Genomic DNA, 18,963 nt, shown 5'->3' with positions numbered 1-18,963 from the left:
TCAGTGTAATTCCTAAGCTTTTTTTTAAAAGATTGTAAGGTGTTTAGAAAAGTAGCGACCTACAAGGTGAATACATATTGTTATGAAAAAGATTTTTTAATGTATTCGTTTTGATAATTGGTTGAATGAAAAGCCCGGGGTGATTGCCGGGCTTTTATATTTTTAAAGAATTAATATTATTTAAATTATTCTTTCCCAGATCACTATGTAATATTGAACAAAGTAATACTATTACTTTACCTTATATTCTAAACGCATGGTTATAGATGCTGTTTTATTTTTAGATGAGGTATTGTATGCGCCACCCCAGCTATAATCTTCACCAGAATTTTGACCTGTAATTTGAAAAACCCCCATATTGGCTGAAACTAGATCTCCTAAATTACTACCCGCATTTTCAGCTATTTTCTCGGCACGTATTCTAGCATCCTCGGTGGCTTTAGAGATCATTTCAATTTTAAGGTCGGCTAATTTGGTGTAGTAATATCTTGGTGGTGAAGAGTTGAATTGGACCCCTTTGTTCAATAATTCGGTAATTTCCCTAGATACACCTTCTATTAAAGCAACGTTTTCAGATTCTATTTTTAGAGTTTGAATTAATTGGTATCCTCTAAAAATACTACCAACATAATTTCCATTCTCATATTGGTTATCTCGCATTTCTGTAGTCTGTACACTATTGAAAATTATGCTGTTTGCATCAATACCTTTAGAGGTTAAATATTGGCGAACAATATCCTTGTCGCGGTTTAATTGATCAAAAGCTGTTTTTAATACGGTACTGTTTGTAGAAAATTGACCTTCCCAAACAATGAGGTCAGAGGTGAAATTTTCATTGCCCAAACCGGTAACGGATATCATTTGTGGCGGGTTTGCCCTTTGTATATATGCGTTGCCTAAAAAATATGCAGCGATAACAATTGCAGCTCCAAAAATAATTGCACTAATGTGTTTCATGATTTTTTATTAAAATACAATCTAAATATAACAAAAGATACTTTTCAAGAACTACCAATTTACTATTTTTGCCCATGCAAAATAAAGTCCTGATATTAGATTTTGGTTCACAATACACCCAATTGATTGGAAGACGCGTACGTGAGCTAAATATTTTCTCCGAAATTAAACCTTATAATAAACTACCAAAAGACCTTTCTGACTATAAAGCGGTGATTCTTTCTGGATCTCCTTTATCGGTTAGGGGCGAAGATGCAGTTCATCCGGATCTGTCAGAAATACGTGGTAAAAAACCATTATTGGGCGTTTGTTATGGTGCACAGTATTTGGCACATTTTCATGGTGGTAGTGTAGAAAAATCCAATACAAGGGAATATGGTCGTGCCAACCTTAGCTTTATTAAGGAAAACGAACCATTTTTTGATAACGTAGATACAGGCAGCCAAGTTTGGATGAGCCATGCGGATACTATTAAGCATTTGCCAGAAAATACAACCTTGCTGGCAAGTACCCATGATGTACAAAATGCAGCTTTTAAGTTTCAGGGAGAAGAAACATATGCAATTCAGTTTCACCCTGAAGTATATCACTCTAAGGACGGAAAACAGGTTTTGGAAAACTTTTTGGTGCATATTGCCGGAATGGAACAAACTTGGACTCCGGATGCCTTTGTTGACAAAACCGTAGCGGAGTTAAAAGAAAAGATCGGCGATGAAAAGGTGATTTTAGGATTGTCTGGTGGTGTAGATTCATCTGTAGCAGCGGTATTATTACATAAGGCGATAGGGAAAAACCTTCATTGCATATTTGTAAACAACGGTCTTTTAAGAAAAAATGAGTTCACTGATGTATTGAAGCAATACGAGGGTATGGGCTTAAATGTAAAAGGTGTAGATGCTTCGGCACGTTTTTTGGATGATTTGGCTGGTGAGAGTGATCCAGAAACCAAACGAAAAACAATTGGTCGTGTATTTGTAGAAGTTTTTGATGATGAGTCACATTTAGTTGAGAACGCAAAATGGTTGGCACAGGGTACTATTTATCCAGATGTTATTGAATCTGTGTCTGCAACTGGCGGTCCGTCACAAACGATAAAGAGTCACCATAATGTTGGTGGTTTGCCAGATTATATGAAATTGAAGGTGGTAGAGCCTTTAAAGATGTTATTTAAAGATGAGGTAAGAAGAGTAGGGGCTAGCTTAGGAATTGACAAGGCATTGTTAGGAAGGCATCCTTTTCCAGGTCCTGGTTTGGCAATTCGTATCCTTGGCGATATAACGCCAGAGAAAGTGGCTATTTTGCAAGAAGTAGATGCCATTTTTATAGACGGATTAAAAAAATGGAATCTATACGATAAAGTATGGCAGGCAGGTGCCATGTTATTACCTGTAAATAGTGTTGGTGTAATGGGTGATGAGCGTACGTATGAAAAATGTGTTGCACTTAGAGCTGTAGAAAGTACGGATGGTATGACTGCTGATTGGGTGAATCTGCCGTATGAGTTTCTACAAAAAACATCAAATGATATCATTAATAAAGTCCCTGGCGTCAATCGTGTCGTATATGATATAAGTTCAAAGCCGCCAGCAACAATAGAATGGGAATAGTATGAAATATATATTTAATCAAATTTACTTAATAGGATCGTTTTGCTTATTAGTGTCTTGTACGGCAATGGCGCAAAAATTCGATACTCATCAAGTAAAATCAGGGGAGACTTTAGAAAGCATTTCTAAAATGTACGGGGTTTCAACGTCAAGTATATTACAGTATAATAAAGAGATTAAGGAAGGTCAAAAACTAAGGTCCAATACCATTTTGGTAGTGCCTGGTAAAAAGATTGTTGAGCAGACAAGTGCACCTATATCTAATACCCCAACCTCTACTACAGTAACGACGACTACAAATACTACGGTTGTTCAGGACTCTGTTAAGGCAAGAGAACCTATTGGTTATACAGAGCATCGGGTCAAAAGAAAGGAAACCATTTTTGGCATCACTCAAATGTATAATATTACAGAAGATGAGCTAAAAAAATACAACCCCAAGTTGTACGCTTCTCCACTTCAAAAGAAGATGGATTTACGTATTCCTAAATACCGCGCTCCTAAGGTGGAAGAGGTTACAGGTAATACTGATGATTTAGAAAAATACATTGTTGCGGCAAAAGAAACAAGGTGGAGTATAGCGCATAAATATGGTATTACTATAGAGCGAATGCTGGAGCTAAACCCTGGGTTGTCGGCGGCAAATAATTATTTATCTGAAGGATACGAATTAATGATGCCTAAAATTGCGGGTAGTACCGTAAAAAATCAGGTAACTCAATTATATACTTCGTATACAGTGCCTGCTAAAATGAATTTCTATCGTTTGGAAAAGGAATTCGGAGTTAAATCGGACGAGATAGTTCGCCTAAACCCAGAAATTACTGAAAGAGGCGGTTTAAAAGAAGGTATGGTAATTCGTATTCCAGAAAAGAAAGTAGAGACCGGAGAAATTAATACCGAGAACTACATTTTTTACGAGGTTAAACCAAAGCAAAATGAATTTCGATTAACTAGAAAATTTGGTATGACTTGGGCAGAGTTGGTTGCATTGAATCCTGATTTAAAAGACGGTCTAAAAGCAGGTATGGTTTTAAAATTACCAAAAGACAAGGTTGGTGATTTTGAAGTTAGAAATGCGTTGGTTTTGGATAAGGTAAATTTATTGGACAGTATAAATGTTACTGTAAAACCAAAAGTATTGTTCTTATTACCTTTTAGATTAGATAAACTTGATTTAAGTAATAAAGAGGCAACTGAAAAAATCATTGACAATAGAAATAGCTTAAAATATAGTTTAGGGCTTTATTCTGGGGCATTGGTAGCAATTGATTCTATGAAATCATTAGGGGTTTCTATAGATGTTAAAACTTTTGATAATCAATTGGATTTAGCTAGGACAAAGCAAGTTTTACAAGGCGAGCAATTAGGTGGCTACAGTGCTGTTTTTGGTCCTTTAGATATGCCATCGTTGAAAGAAACCGCGGTACAGGCATCTAAATTTAATGTTCCTGTTGTAGCGCCAGTACCTGCTAAAAGCGAGTTAAGTTTAGATAATGTTTTCTTTTCATATACCGATGAAGAGGTGTTGTGGAAACATATGCTAGATTATGTAGAAGCGAACCATACGGAAGAAACACTTTTGGTTATAGCGGATGAGGATAACAAAAAGGAGAAAGATGCTATTCTTAAAAGATTTCCGACAGCTAAAGTAGTTGTTGTAAAAGAAGAAGAGAAAAATATTGGTATTAACAGAGATAAATTGCAAACTCTATTATCTGATCAAGTACCTAACTGGGTCTTTGTAGAATCTGATAATTATAAATTGATTGCCAGTGTGGTATCTATATTAAACTCATTCAATAATACCGCTTTTGATCCATTATTGGGTAAGGATAAGGTTAGTGTACGTATGTTTACAACAGATATGAATTCGGCATTTGAAAAAGATGTGATTTCAAATACGCATTTATCCAACTTAAAATTTACGTATCCTTCTGTAAATCGTCAGGTAGCCAATAATTCATTTGTTGAGCGATATAGAAAACGTTTTGGCGATGATCCAGATAAATATGCGGTAAGAGGATTTGATCTTACCTATGATCTTTTGTTGAAACTAGCATATAATAATAGCCTAATAGATGTTTCAAGATTTATTGGGGAAACGGAATACAGTGGTAATAAATTCAATTACCAGAGAAAAGGAGTAGCTGGTTATTATAATCAGTCGTCTTATATTATGATGATGGATGATTTAAGAATAAAAACAATAGAGTAGAATGACATCAAAGGTTACTTACAACGGCGAGTTAAGAACAGAATGTGTGCATTTACAATCTAACGATTCTTTTGTTACTGATGCACCGGTAGATAATAACGGATTAGGGCAGGCATTTTCACCTACCGATACCGTGGCTACAGGTTTAGCAAGTTGTATGTTGACGATGATGGGTATTAAGGCAAACGGATTGGAAGTAGACCTAAAAGGCACTACGGCATCGGTTACCAAACATATGGCAGCTTCACCAAGAAGAATTTCTAAAATAGAAGTTGAGGTTTATTTGCCAAAAGAAATATCAGATAAGAATAGAAAAATTTTGGTGCACACGGCAAACACTTGCCCTGTGCATTATAGTTTACATCCAGATATTGAGAAAGTAATCACTTATAATTGGGACTTATAAAAAAGGTACATTTTATTATATTTCTTTTAGCGCTACTGAGCATCTCTAATGTTCAGAGTCAAGAAGTAGTGTCTTGGGAACCTGATTTTAGATTTACTTGGAACGATTTTAAAGGAGCTGCTCCCATAACTTCAAGAGCAGCAGCAACCACGGCAAGTGGTATAACCTACCGTTTTTCCACTTATTACGAGAATAATGAATTACAGGTAGATTATAAGGTATTTGCCTATTTTTATCCAACAAAGTCATGGTATAAACCTGCGCTTTGTAATGACATAACCTTGCTACACGAACAATTACATTTTGATATTACCGAACTCTATGCACGCAAATTGCGAAAGAAATTGGCGGAGACAAAATTTACCAAGAACGTAAAAGAAGAGATTCGTAAAATCTACAAGGTCACCATTCGTCAACTAAACGATTTTCAAAATAAATACGATTCAGAAACCAACTATTCTAGAAATCTACCTGTACAAGAACGTTGGGTAAAAGAGATAGAAGAGGCTTTAATCAAATCTTAGCTTAATGGTTTAAAAGTGAATTAGTGAATTAGTGAAATAGTTTATTGGTTTTAGATTCGAGTTATAAGAATTCATTAAAATTACATCAACAATCTTCTTGTATAGAAAAGGAGAAGTAAGTTTTATCAGAAAACAGCTTGCTGTTTTTTGATAAAGAGCTCACTAACGAACCAGCTCACTAATTAACTGGATAAACTACACATCACAAATAGTAACGCCTTGTTTTAAAGCGTCTATTTTATTTTCCCAACTAGGAACAAATTCCTGTGCTACGTGTCCGGTATAACCCGTTTTTAAAATAGCCTTCATTACGGCAGGGTAGAAAATTTCCTGTGTTTCATCTATCTCGTGCCTACCGGGGTTTCCGCCTGTGTGGTAGTGTCCGTAGTATTGGTGGTAATTTTCGATATTTCTTATAATGTCGCCCTCCATAATTTGCATATGGTAAATATCGTATAGCAGTTTAAAATGCTCAGAACCTATGGCTTCGCAAAGAGAAACGCCCCACTCAGAAGTATCGCACATATAGTCTTTATGGTCCACCTTACTGTTTAAAAGTTCCATTTGTAAAACAACACCGTGCTTTTCAGCCAAAGGCATTAATTTTTTTAATCCAATGGCACAGTTACGTAAACCAACTAGGTCGTTCATTCCGTTTCTATTACCACTAAAGCATATAAGGTTGGTGTAACCGGCTTCAGCTACTAACGGAATAACACGTTCGTAGTCTGCGATAAGTTCATCATGTAAAGAGAGGTCGTTAAAACCTTTTTCAATACCCATGCCAGCACCCCAACACATGGCAGCGTGGATATTATATTTTTTTAAAAGCAGAAATTCATCCGGTCCCACTAGATCTACAGAACGTATATCAAGTTCTACTAAATTTTTAAGAAAATCTTCAAAAGGGATGCTCCCATAGCACCAATAACAAACACTATGGTTTATATTGTACTTTAGTTTGGCGGTAGCTTCATTTTTATTTTTGCTTGCTGCTGTAGCAGATGTAGTTAAGAAACCAACAGACGCCGCCGCCGAGGTTCCAATAAAATTTCTTCGTTTCATGTTGTTGTGAGTTGTTGATTTTTTTAAAGATAATTTTTTTAGATTAAAAAATGGAAATAAATCCTGATAAGGAAAAATTAATAGAATTGGCACATTACAGAATGCCATTTGGTAAGTTTAAGGGTAGGTATCTAATAGATTTGCCGGAACCTTATTTGGTATGGTTTAAACAAAAAGGATTTCCTGATGGTAAATTGGGAGATTTGTTGCAATCTATGTTAGAAATCAAAACAAATGGCTTAGAATCGATAATTCGAAAAATACAAAAACATTTTCCTAAGGAAACCCGTTAAGTTCTCACCTCAATTTGTAACTTTGTGTCCCGTAACATAGAAATTGATACATGGCACAAACCAAATACATCTTCGTTACGGGAGGCGTTACTTCTTCGTTAGGAAAAGGCATCATTGCTGCATCTTTGGCGAAATTACTGCAATCTCGCGGCTACAAAACTACCATTCAAAAACTAGATCCTTACATTAATGTAGATCCAGGAACTTTAAACCCTTATGAGCATGGCGAATGTTATGTAACTGATGATGGTGCGGAAACAGATCTAGATTTAGGTCATTATGAGCGTTTTTTAAATGTTCGTACATCTCAAGCGAATAATGTTACTACAGGTAGAATTTACCAAAGCGTTATTGAAAAAGAACGTAGAGGGGAATTTTTAGGTAAGACCGTACAAGTGGTTCCCCACATTACAAATGAAATTAAAGAACGTGTTCAGGTTTTAGGTAAAAGTGGTGAATATGATATTGTGATTACTGAAATTGGTGGTACGGTAGGTGATATTGAATCTTTGCCATATATTGAAGCGGTTCGTCAACTTCTTTGGGAACTTGGAGATAACAATGCCATTGTTATTCATTTAACTTTGGTGCCCTATTTATCCGCTGCAGGTGAATTAAAGACCAAACCTACACAACACTCTGTAAAAACATTAATGGAAAGCGGTATAAAAGCCGATATTTTGGTGTGCAGAACAGAGCATGAGATTTCTAATGATATTAAAGATAAACTAGCACTTTTCTGTAATGTAAAGCGTGAAGCGGTTATACAAAGTATTGATGCATCTACAATTTATGATGTGCCGTTATTAATGCAAGAAGAAGGTTTAGATACAGTAACCTTACAGAAATTGGCATTGCCTAATGAGGTAGCTCCAGATTTAGGTCGTTGGAACGAGTTCTTGGCGAGACATAAGAACCCAAAAGATGAAGTTACTATAGGTTTAGTTGGTAAGTATGTAGAGCTACAAGATTCATATAAATCTATTCTAGAAGCTTTTATACATGCGGGAGCTGCTAACGAGGTAAAAGTAAAAGTAAAATCTGTTCATTCAGAATATATTACGGCTGCCAACTATGAGAACAAGCTAAAAGGATTGGATGCTATTTTGGTAGCACCAGGCTTTGGTGAGCGTGGTATAGAAGGTAAAGTGAAGGCTGTTGAATATGCACGTGTAATGAATATTCCATTTTTGGGTATATGCTTAGGTATGCAGATGGCAGTTATTGAATATGCACGTAATGTGTTAGGTCTTGTAAATGCAAATTCTACCGAGATGGATGAAAACACTCCTGATCCGGTAATTAGTATTATGGAAGAACAAAAAAGTATTACCGATAAAGGTGGTACAATGCGTTTAGGTGCGTGGGATTGTGAATTGAAGGAAGGTAGTCTTGTTAAAGAAATGTATAATGGTGAGTCTCAAATTTCTGAGCGTCATCGTCATAGATATGAGTTTAACAATGCATATTTAGAGCAATTAGAGAATGCAGGTCTAAAAGCAACAGGTTTTAATAAAGAAACCAATTTGGTTGAAATTGTAGAGTTAGATGATCATCCTTGGTTTATTGGCGTGCAGTATCACCCAGAGTATAAGAGTACGGTAGCTAATCCACATCCATTGTTTGTTGGCTTGGTTAAGGCTGCTTTAGAGCATAAAAATGCACAAACTAATGCCACATTGGCATAAACACCATATTTGGACATATATTTGCTTTCTTAAAAACTCAAAATATTCCCAATTAATTAGAAATACCACATGGAAGAAAAGAAATTTGATGTACAATCCATAATTGGCTTCGTGCTTATTTTTGGAATACTCATCTTCATGTTTTACCAAAATCAGCCAACTCCAGAAGAGTTAGAGGCAGAAAAGGCAAAGCAAGAACAAGTAGAGGCTGCAAAGGCATCAGAAAATTCAGGAACAGAAACTGTTATTAATGATGTACCGCAATTAGATTTACAAGATTCTACTGCAGTTGCCAATTACCAAGGTAAACTTGGCGCATTTGGTTTTACAAAACCTTCTAATGACATTACTACTTTTGAGAATGAAGTGCTTTTATTAAAGATTAGTAATAAAGGTGGACAAATTGTAGAAGCGAAAATGAAACAATTCGTTACCTATGATTCTGTACCTGTATATTTAATAAAGGATGGTAATGCTTCTTTCGGATTGGATTTTGCCACTTCTGATAATAGAACATTGAATACTCAGGATTTATATTTTGAGCCAACAATGTCAAATGACAATGGTAATAAGGTATTATCATTAAAAGCTAAGACATCAGGTAATCAATACTTAGAGTATAGATATGTTATTAAGCCGAACGATTATTTAGTTGACTTTACGATCAAGTCTAAAGGTTTGGACAATGTTATTAGTACAAGTAAGCCGGTAACCTTAGATTGGAAATTAAAAGGGATACGCCACTCAAAAAGTATTCAATATGAAAACAGGTATACACGTTTAACCTATAACCATGAAGATGGTAAAATAAGTAAACTTTCTGAAGGAAGTGATGACGAGGAAACTGAAGAAGATATAAAGTGGATTTCATACAGACAGCATTTTTTTAGCAGTATTCTAGCAGCTGATGAGCCTTTTAAAGGTGGTGATCTTACTTCTGTTAATTTAGTGGAAGAAGAAAGTAGAACTTTTGGTTTTACTAAAGAATATGCATCTGCTTTACCTGTGGAATTGGAAGGTGGAGAAATATCTAAAGATTTACATTGGTATTTTGGTCCTACCGATGTTGATACCTTATCTCAGTACGAAGATTTAGGTTTAGTAGATTCTATTCCTTTTGGTTGGGGTATTTTCGGGTGGATCAACCGTTATGTGTTTACACCTTTCTACGGCCTGATCAGTACGTATTTCCCTTACGGTATAGCAATTGTTATTATGACGATCTTAGTTCGTTTGGCAATGTCGCCAGTAACCTATAAGTCGTATTTATCTCAAGCGAAGATGAAGGTGTTGAAACCTGAAATCACGGAGTTAGGGGAGAAGTACAAGGACAATGCGATGAAGAAGCAGCAAGAAACCATGAAATTGTATGGTAAGGCTGGGGTCAGCCCTATGAGTGGTTGTATACCGGCGGTCATACAAATGCCTATTTTTTATGCGCTTTTCATGTTTTTCCCAACATCGTTCGCATTACGTCAAAAATCATTCTTATGGGCAGATGACCTTTCGTCTTTTGATACTATTTATCAGTTCCCAGAAGGATTCTCAATTCCTTTCTATGGAGACCACGTAAGTTTGTTTCCAATATTGGCTTCCATAGCAATTTTCTTTTACATGAATATGACTACGGGTCAGAACATGCCAACACAACCTGGTATGCCTAACATGAAGTTCATTATGTATCTAATGCCTTTTATGATGTTGTTTTTCTTTAACAACTATGCGAGTGGTTTAAGTTTGTATTATTTTGTGTCTAACTTAATTACTATAGGTATTATGCTGGTTATTAAGAATGTTATCATAGATAATGATAAGATACATGCTCAAATACAAGAGAATAAGAAGAAACCTAAAAAGGAGAACAAGTTTCAAAAGAAAATGCGTGAAATGATGGAGCAAGCAGAAGCGCAGAAGAAGAATTAAAAAAACTTCATATACTCATATAAAAATAAAAGCCCTTTCAATTTTGAAAGGGCTTTTGCCATTGGTTAAGGCTTGGTTTGGTAAGATTTGGGATGTCAAAGATGTAATTAATTAAAGGTTCTATAAAAAGTTAGTTGTCAAGGTTGATTAATTGTATGTTAAAAGAGTGTATAATGATGTTAGCCATTTTAAGGCATAAAAAAACCTTCCTATTTCTAGGAAGGTTTTCTTTTGTGTTGAATTGAATCGTAATTATTATAGCGCATCAAGTGCTGCTTGTGGTAAAAGTACCTTATTGATTACATGAACTACGCCGTTACTAGCTTCTACATCTGCTGTAACTACAGTAGCGTTATCTGTACTTGCATCCTCAACGTGTACAGTACCATCTTCCTTAATATTGATACCTACGTTTTCACCTTGAAAAGTAGCAATTGTCTGTCCGTCACTTAAATCAGTTGAGAAAGCTGTGGTACCAGAAACAACGTGATATGTAAGAATGGTTGCCAATAAATCCTTTTCAGCTTCTGTGTCAAAATCCGCCAAACTGTTGTAATCCTCACCTAAAGAATCTAATAAAGCAACAAAAGCATCGTTGGTTGGGGCAAATACCGTAAATGGGCCGTCACCACTTAATGTTTCTACCAAACCAGCATCTGCTTGACCAAGAGCGTCTACTAATAAACTTAAATCGTCTGTTTCAACAGCAATCTCTACAATTGTTTTTAAACTCATTGCGGCTAACATATCTAAAACCTCTTGTGGCAAAATTACTTTATCAATAACGTGTACGACACCATTAGTTGCTGCTACATCTGCCAAAGCAACATTTGCATTGGTTTCGGTTGCATCCATAATTTGAACACCATTGTCGGTTAATACTACTGTTACGTTTTCACCTTGAACGGTTTCAATGGCTTGCCCGTTAGTTAAGTCAGTTGAAAAGGCAGCTGTACCGGCAACCACGTGATAAGTTAATACTTTAGTTAAAAGTGCTTTCTCGTCTTCAGTATCAAAATCTGCAAGACTGTTAAAATCATCACCTAATGTTTCTAGCAAAGCGGCAAAAGCAGCGTTTGTTGGTGCAAAAACGGTAAAAGGACCGTCACCATTTAAAGTTTCTACTAAACCGGCATCAGCTTGAACCAGGGCATCTACCAATAAGCTTAAATCATCTGTTGCAACAGCGGTATCGACAATGGTTTTTAATTGTAGACTGGTAACGAAATCTATAGCCGCTTGTGGTAATAAGACTTTATCTATTGTATGTGCAATACCATTAGATGCCATAATGTCTACACCTGTAATATTTGCGTCAGTATCAGAAGCATCGCCTATAACAAAAGTGTCGCCCGAAGCTATAATTTCAACGCTATTATTTTCCAACGCCGTAGCAACTTGCCCTGCAGCCAAATCAGTTGATTTTACTTCTGCAGCAACCACATGAAATAATAAAATATTCTTTAATAGAGCAATTTCTTCATCGGTATCAAAATCATCAAGACTATTGTAATCATCTCCTAGAACCTCCAATAACGCAACAAAAGCATCATCGGTAGGAGCAAAAACGGTAAAAGGACCGTCAGAATTAAGAGTTGCAACCAAATCAGCTTTGATTACTGCAGCTTCTAATAGCGATAGTGGTTCTGTAGCTACAACTATATCAACTAAAGTTCCATTTTCCTCAGGCATTTCTTCGCCATTTAAAGCGTCGATAATTGCTTGTGGCAACATTACTTTATCAATAACATGAACCACTCCATTACTTGCTTCCACATCAGCAATAACAACTTGGGCGTCTACCTCAGTTGCATCATCAATAAATACATCATCATCTATATTAATGGTCAAATCTTCACCTTGAACAGTGGTAACTGTCATTCCGTTGGTAAGGTCTGAAGAACTTGCCGCAACACCTGAAACAACGTGATAAGTTAAAATAGAGGTTAAAATTGCTCTTTCTTCATCTGTGTCAAAATCGGATAGTGATTCAAAATCATCTAATTGATTTAATAATGCTGTAAAAGCATCATTTGTTGGGGCAAAAACGGTAAAAGGACCTTCAGAACTCAATGTACCAACTAAATCTGTTCCTTCAGAATTATCTACAGTAGTAAGTGCGGAAACCAATGAAGAAAGAGCGTCTTCTGCCTGGGCAGTTTCAACAATGGTTAATTCGTCAGATGTAATAGGTTCTACATCATCATCGTCACTACAAGACCATGTAACCATTGCAATGGTGAGTAGCAGTAAAAAGTTTTGTAATCTCAACATTTTTTTCATAACTGTGTTTTTAAAGATTGTTTAATTAAGTGTGAAAGATGTTTAACATTAAATGTAATAAAATGCATTTATGTTAATAAATCATCTGCAATGCTAAAAATACGACAGTTACTTATTGTTTAACTAATTTTTAAAAAAGTTTAACAAAATATTTTTAACTCAAAAAAATATGTAAGTAAAAAGGAAATTGGCTGAGCAACAAATTTTACTATGCTTATCGTTAAAGGTTTATGGGAAAAGCAGTGTTTGAAAAAAATAGACTTTGAAATGAAATTTCGTAATTTTGTATCGACCAAGAAGAAGAGATGAAAAAAGTAGTAATAGGACTTTCTGGAGGAGTAGATTCAAGCGTGGCGGCATACCTTTTAAAAGAACAAGGTTATGATGTCATTGGTTTGTTTATGAAGAATTGGCATGATGATTCGGTAACGATATCAGAAGAGTGTCCGTGGTTAGAAGATAGCAACGATGCATTAATTGTCGCTGAAAAATTGGGTATTCCGTTTCAAACAGTTGATTTAAGTACTGAGTATAAAGAGCGTATAGTTGATTATATGTTTAAGGAGTACGAGATGGGACGCACCCCAAATCCTGATGTGCTTTGTAATAGAGAAATCAAGTTTGATGTCTTTATGAAAATAGCTATGCAGCTTGGAGCAGATTATGTAGCTACCGGTCATTACTGTAGAAAGGGCACTATCAAAAATACAGACGATACCGAAACCTACCAGTTGTTAGCGGGGAAAGATGGTAATAAAGATCAGTCTTATTTTTTATGTCAATTATCGCAAGAGCAATTATCAAAAACATTATTTCCAATAGGGGAGTTGACCAAGCCGCAGGTTAGGGAAATTGCTGCAAAGATGAATTTGATAACTGCAGATAAAAAAGATTCACAAGGGTTATGCTTTATAGGTAAGGTTAGATTACCGGAGTTTTTACAACAACAGTTAAAACCAAAAACAGGTAAAATTGTTGAAGTTCCTGCCGGGTTTAATGCTTACGAACGTGCAACACCTCATTTCAATGATAAAAACTCGGAATTAGAGTTTTATGCGGAGAAACCTGTATACCATTTAACAGATGGTAAAGTTGTTGGTGAGCATCAAGGTGCGCACTATTTTACCAAAGGGCAACGGAAAGGGCTGCACGTGGGTGGAACAAAAGAGCCTTTATTTGTAATAGATACCGATGTTAATGAGAATATCATTTATACTGGTCAAGGTAAGGCACACCCAGGGCTGTATAGAAGAACTTTATTTGTAAAGGATGAAGAAATACATTGGGTACGTACAGATCTAGCCTTAGATATTGATGAGAAATTAGAAGTAAAAGCACGTATTAGGTACCGTCAAGAACTTCAAGAAGCTACTATTTATAGAGTGGAAGGTGGTATGTACGTAGATTTCAAAGAAATGCAATCTGCAATTACCGAGGGCCAGTTCGTAGCTTGGTATTTAGATGATGATCTAATAGGATCTGGCGTTATATCTTAAATAAGAGTTTACATTTTAAGAAGCATAATAGTATCTTTAAAATGTAAGTTTTTACTGGATAATCGAGATTTTTATAATTTATCAAATACATGCAAAATAGAATTACCGAACTTTTCAATATAGAATTTCCTATTATTCAAGGAGGAATGATTTGGACCAGCGGATGGCGACTAGCCAGTGCTGTATCAAATGCTGGAGGATTGGGAGTTATTGGTGCCGGGAGCATGTACCCTGATGTTTTACGAGAGCATATTCAAAAATGCAAGAAAGCCACCTCAAAACCTTTTGGAGTAAATATCCCTATGTTGTATCCTGATATTGATAAGTTGATGGATATTATCGTTGCCGAGGGTGTAAAAATTGTGTTTACATCAGCAGGAAATCCTAAAACTTGGACCTCCTTTCTAAAAGAAAAAGGAATTACGGTTGTGCATGTGGTAGGTAGCTTGAAATTTGCATTAAAAGCACAGGATGCCGGGGTAGATGCAATTGTAGCGGAAGGCTTTGAAGCAGGCGGTCATAATGGTAGAGATGAAACAACAACTTTGGTTTTGATTCCTGCAGTGAAAGAAAAAATAACTATTCCTTTAATTGCAGCAGGAGGTATTGCCAATGGTAGTGCCATGTTAGCAGCCATGGTTTTAGGTGCAGACGGAGTGCAAGTGGGCAGCCGATTTGTAGCTAGTGAAGAAGCATCGAATCATATGAATTTCAAAGAGGTAGTAGTCAATTCCAAAGAAGGGGATACGCAGTTGACATTAAAAGAATTAGCACCTGTTCGTTTAGTTAAAAACAAATTCTATAACGAAGTGCAAAAAGCATACGCTCACGGAGCAACTACAGATGAGTTGAAATCACTTTTAGGTAGAGGTCGTGCTAAAAAAGGTATGTTCTTAGGTGACTTAGAAGATGGTGAACTAGAAATAGGTCAAGCATCTGCTTTAATACACGACATTAAACCAGCAGGTGAAATTGTTAAACAGTTGATGAGAGAATTTGAAAAGAGGAAAGCAGAACTTTCCTCTTTATAGATTATACTTCTTTATCTTCCCCTACAATAATTCGTTTTTTATTTTTTAGAGCGCCAAGATATTCTATAAGATCACGAAGTTCCCTTCTTGATATCATGCGTCCCATAGCGGGCATGGCAGACATAGAATTTTCTCTGCTGGCAATTCTCATTAAAGGAACTCTTAAAGGTTCAGCTTCAGATGTTCTCAGCAAAATCTCCTTATTATTTTCCTCAATTAAAACCCCTTTAACTTTTTGTCCGTCTTTTAATGTAATAGTTACGGTTCCATAACCAGGTGCCAATCTAACACTTGGCTCTATTAAGGCTTCCAGTAATTGTTGTCTATTTAAAATAGTACCAATATTATCTAACTTAGGGCCAACTTCACCACCAGATCCATTTACAGAATGGCAACGTACACATTGCGCCGTAGGATTGTTGTTGAAAACAGATCTCCCTGCCCACCAGTTTCCTCCATAGAGAGTTTCTTGGAAAGAATCAGCAGAAAACCCTGCTTTTTTAAGATGATCTAATTGTGCTATTAGTTCAGGGTTTTCAGTCGTTTTCACCGATTCCATTAGATCTAATAATATACCCTGATTTAATTGATTTCTACTGGCTTTATTAATTAGGCTGGTAAGTATGGCATTACTTTTTTCATCTGGTAAGTCACCGAGAACATTCAACATTCTTTGTTGCTCCGATACCGAACCTTTTTTAAATATGGGGCCAACAATATTCGGTAGTTTTTCTTTTGATACGTTTAACTGGCTCAATAAGCCAACTGCTGCAGTTCTTACCTGTTCGTTCTTATCTTTCATACCTATAGACATTGCAGTCTCCATATTTTTAAATTTTAATTGCCCCAAGGCATTTAAAACCGCAGTTCTAACTTCAGGAGATCTGTTTGATTTAAATATAGCATACAAATCATCATTGTAAGAGTTGATACCGATAGCACTGATAGTTTTTGAAATTCCAATTAATATTTCGGGTTGACTCTCTTTAAGAAATGCTGGTATGTCTTTTTTTATCTTTTCTTCCAACTGTCCGTTTTCTCTTATGATTTCGCCTCTATATCTCCCGTCTACACGGTCTAAAAGAGAAGGGTTGTTCCATGTGCCTAATGCGGCTAAGGCCTCACCACGTAAATCGCTAGAGACGTTTTTTCGTTTGGCAAAATTGATGAGAAATTCTAATTGTTCATCGCCACCTACACGCAGGGAGGCATTAATTGCTCTACGTAACAACGGTTCTGATTTAAATTTTTCGTTGTTCAGTGTAGCCGCTAACGCAGGTAATGCAGCTTCAATAGAGAGGTCGTCATTTATTGCTCTTGCAGTTTCGGTAACAATATATTCATCCTTATCAGAAAGGAATATGGATATTTTTGGGTCCTGTAATTTTCTAAGAACCATAACAGCTGCAATTCTAAGACTTCTATTTTCACTATTGGCAAGCGCTAAAATCGGTCCGGCATTTCCTATTCTAGCCAAGGCTAAAACAGCGGCATGTCTCAAATATAAATCTTGATCATTATTGGCTTCAATCATTGCCAATAATGGGTCAATGGCATTTTCATATTTTAATCTTCCTAAGGCTTGCGCCGCATAGAATTTTACACGGTCATTTTTATGAGTAGTTAGAGAAATAAGACTATCGGCAGCTTTTTCATAACGTAAATCTCCTAGTACTTTAACACTTTGAGCTATAATTTCTGGATCTTCATCATGCAATAAATTTAGTAGGGGTTGAGCTTCATCTGCATCATTTGCCGCAATTTGTCCAATACCCCAAATAGCATGTATACGTGCAAATTGGTTTTCTTCCTCTATTATTGCCTTTTCTAAAGCTCTGTAGCCCCAAAAGGTTCTTTTAGCAAGTTCAAACTGAGCTTTTTGTCGAATTCTCATATCGCCATATGATAGTAAGCTGACCAAACTATCAATCTTTTCATCCTCATAATTATGAGTCATTAGCTGTTGTGTTCTTAGCCTTTCTTTGGCAAGATCATTGGTTTCTTCGGTAACGTCTAGTTTCCATACTCTACCGTAATTTTTAGTGCCCCAGCCGTTTACCCAATCGGCAAGATATAGTGCGCCATCTGGTCCAAAATCAATACCTGTAGGTAATACTCCCGATAGAATGGATTTGTCACTTTTCAATTCAAACGAAGCGCCTTTTGGTTGTAGATCGAACGACCAAATATGGGACCTGCTTGGGTCTCCTACAAATTCTACCAAGAAAAATTTGTCCATCCATTTTTTACCTAAAGCAGTACCAGGATTATATATCATTCCGGTAGGTCCGTTATGAAAATTTTGGATGGGAGGCATAATGTAAGCAGCCTGACCTTCCCAATGAGGAGTGAACAATTTTTCATCCATCCATACATTATAGCCATTGTTCTTTGGATCTGTATATTTTCCATATTGCCAATTTGCTCTCCATCCGGCATCAGAACCTTCAACTATATGAACCAAACGTTCGCTTTCGCCTTTGTGGTCACCGTCATTGTCAGATGAAATTATATTTCCGTAAGCATCAAAAACAAACTCGTGTGTATTACGTAGACCATGGGCAAAAACCTCAAAATCTGTCCCATCAGGATTACATCTTACGATTACCCCTTCATTTGGATACTTATGGTTTTCACCATCTACTGTAGTAATATTTGCACCAATATCTCCTATACCCCAATATATCTTGCCATCAGGACCTTCAATAGCGCCGGACATTCCGTGACCGCTAAAACCAATGTGCACAGCGAATCCCTCTGCAATACTGGTTTTATCATCTAGTATTTTGTCACCGTTAGTATCCTTTAAGCGATACATACTAGGTCCTATACCAACAAAAACATCTTCATCACGCACTAAAAGGGCTCCGGCGACATCATTAATTTCATCACTGAAGTCATTCATGATCTGTGTAGAAACATCTGCAATGCCGTCATTGTCGGTATCTTGTAACATCCAAATTTCATCTTGTTCAACAGCAAGGTCGTGCCAATCATGAATGCTGTCATTATTTAAATCAGGAAGCCACTCATTTTCCTCACTAAGTTCAGGAGCAAAAGTTTTATGCAGAAAAGCTCTTCGGTCTTCTACGGATTCTAGGGCTATAGATTCCGTCATCCAATCTCTATGTCCACGAATATCGAATTCCGAATTTTTGGCTCTATTTGAACGAGTAATGTATATGTTGCCTTTACTGTCAATATCCAGCGCAATTGGATCTGGAGCCAAGGAATCCGAAGCCCAAAGACTTAGTTCAAGTCCATCTGCTACATCTGCCGTTATAGTTTCTCTGGCAAGCTTTGCCATTTCAATAAGATCGGTACTGTCTTGTTGTATGGTTAACGGTATTTCAATTGGCTTTTTATTTATGCAAGAAGCGCAAAGAAGCAATAGGGATATGGTCCCTAGAAGGAATTTTTTAAAGAATGTCATTGTTGTTTGGTTAAATTGATACTTAAATGTAACGAATAA

General features: G+C 36.4%; 13 protein-coding genes. 9 read left to right on the top strand and 4 right to left on the bottom strand.

Annotated features, from left to right (window positions below; translation table 11 throughout):
• Positions 1–231: 231 nt before the first annotated feature.
• Positions 232–957, bottom strand: coding sequence for an SIMPL domain-containing protein (locus P177_RS14395; RefSeq protein ID WP_036155832.1), 726 nt, complete (start codon positions 955–957; stop codon positions 232–234).
• A gap of 74 nt (positions 958–1,031) precedes the next feature.
• On the opposite strand from P177_RS14395, the gene guaA reads away from it, so the two are divergent.
• From guaA to P177_RS14375, 4 genes are read left to right on the top strand one after another with little or no spacing between them, the layout of a single operon-like run.
• Positions 1,032–2,564 (top strand): glutamine-hydrolyzing GMP synthase, encoded by a 1,533-nt coding sequence (gene guaA / locus P177_RS14390; RefSeq protein WP_036155830.1) that lies wholly within the window; start codon positions 1,032–1,034, stop codon positions 2,562–2,564.
• 1 nt (position 2,565) lies between these two features.
• On the top strand, positions 2,566–4,782 hold the full coding sequence (locus P177_RS14385; RefSeq protein ID WP_036155828.1) for a LysM peptidoglycan-binding domain-containing protein: 2,217 nt from the start codon (positions 2,566–2,568) through the stop codon (positions 4,780–4,782).
• Position 4,783: 1 nt separating this feature from the next.
• Positions 4,784–5,188 (top strand): OsmC family protein, encoded by a 405-nt coding sequence (locus P177_RS14380; RefSeq protein WP_036155826.1) that lies wholly within the window; start codon positions 4,784–4,786, stop codon positions 5,186–5,188.
• Positions 5,176–5,712 (top strand): DUF922 domain-containing protein, encoded by a 537-nt coding sequence (locus P177_RS14375; RefSeq protein WP_036155824.1) that lies wholly within the window; start codon positions 5,176–5,178, stop codon positions 5,710–5,712. The genes P177_RS14380 and P177_RS14375 overlap by 13 nt, the downstream gene beginning before the upstream one ends.
• A 195-nt stretch (positions 5,713–5,907) precedes the next feature.
• Here P177_RS14375 and P177_RS14370 read toward each other — a convergent pair whose 3' ends face one another.
• Positions 5,908–6,777, bottom strand: coding sequence for a hydroxypyruvate isomerase family protein (locus P177_RS14370; RefSeq protein WP_036155822.1), 870 nt, complete (start codon positions 6,775–6,777; stop codon positions 5,908–5,910).
• Between the two features lie 50 nt (positions 6,778–6,827).
• Between P177_RS14370 and P177_RS14365 the strand changes: the two genes are divergently transcribed.
• From P177_RS14365 to yidC, 3 genes are all read left to right on the top strand, one after another.
• A complete protein-coding gene (locus tag P177_RS14365; RefSeq protein WP_036155820.1) occupies positions 6,828–7,070 on the top strand; it encodes a DUF3820 family protein in 243 nt (80 codons plus the stop codon).
• Positions 7,071–7,120: 50 nt separating this feature from the next.
• Positions 7,121–8,758: a CTP synthase gene (locus P177_RS14360; protein WP_036155818.1), complete on the top strand. Its 1,638-nt coding sequence runs from the start codon at positions 7,121–7,123 to the stop codon at positions 8,756–8,758.
• A gap of 69 nt (positions 8,759–8,827) precedes the next feature.
• Positions 8,828–10,681 carry a membrane protein insertase YidC gene (gene yidC / locus P177_RS14355; RefSeq protein WP_036155817.1) on the top strand — a complete coding sequence of 618 codons (1,854 nt, stop codon included), beginning with the start codon at positions 8,828–8,830 and terminating at the stop codon, positions 10,679–10,681.
• 255 nt (positions 10,682–10,936) lie between these two features.
• On the opposite strand, the gene P177_RS14350 is transcribed toward yidC, so the two are convergent.
• Positions 10,937–12,964 (bottom strand): fasciclin domain-containing protein, encoded by a 2,028-nt coding sequence (locus tag P177_RS14350; RefSeq protein WP_036155815.1) that lies wholly within the window; start codon positions 12,962–12,964, stop codon positions 10,937–10,939.
• Positions 12,965–13,269: 305 nt separating this feature from the next.
• On the opposite strand from P177_RS14350, the gene mnmA reads away from it, so the two are divergent.
• Together mnmA and P177_RS14340 are read left to right on the top strand one after the other, a co-directional pair.
• Positions 13,270–14,460 carry a tRNA 2-thiouridine(34) synthase MnmA gene (gene mnmA, locus P177_RS14345; RefSeq protein ID WP_036155813.1) on the top strand — a complete coding sequence of 397 codons (1,191 nt, stop codon included), beginning with the start codon at positions 13,270–13,272 and terminating at the stop codon, positions 14,458–14,460.
• An 89-nt stretch (positions 14,461–14,549) separates the two neighbouring features.
• Positions 14,550–15,491: an NAD(P)H-dependent flavin oxidoreductase gene (locus tag P177_RS14340; RefSeq protein ID WP_036155811.1), complete on the top strand. Its 942-nt coding sequence runs from the start codon at positions 14,550–14,552 to the stop codon at positions 15,489–15,491.
• Between the two features lies 1 nt (position 15,492).
• Here P177_RS14340 and P177_RS14335 read toward each other — a convergent pair whose 3' ends face one another.
• Entirely contained in the window at positions 15,493–18,924 is a 3,432-nt protein-coding gene (locus P177_RS14335; RefSeq protein ID WP_051941859.1) for a HEAT repeat domain-containing protein, read from the bottom strand.
• Positions 18,925–18,963: the final 39 nt, after the last annotated feature.

It is taken from the genome of Maribacter forsetii DSM 18668 (genome assembly GCF_000744105.1).
Classification (GTDB): Bacteria; Bacteroidota; Bacteroidia; order Flavobacteriales; family Flavobacteriaceae; genus Maribacter; species Maribacter forsetii.
This window is presented reverse-complemented; position numbering and strand designations above follow the sequence as displayed.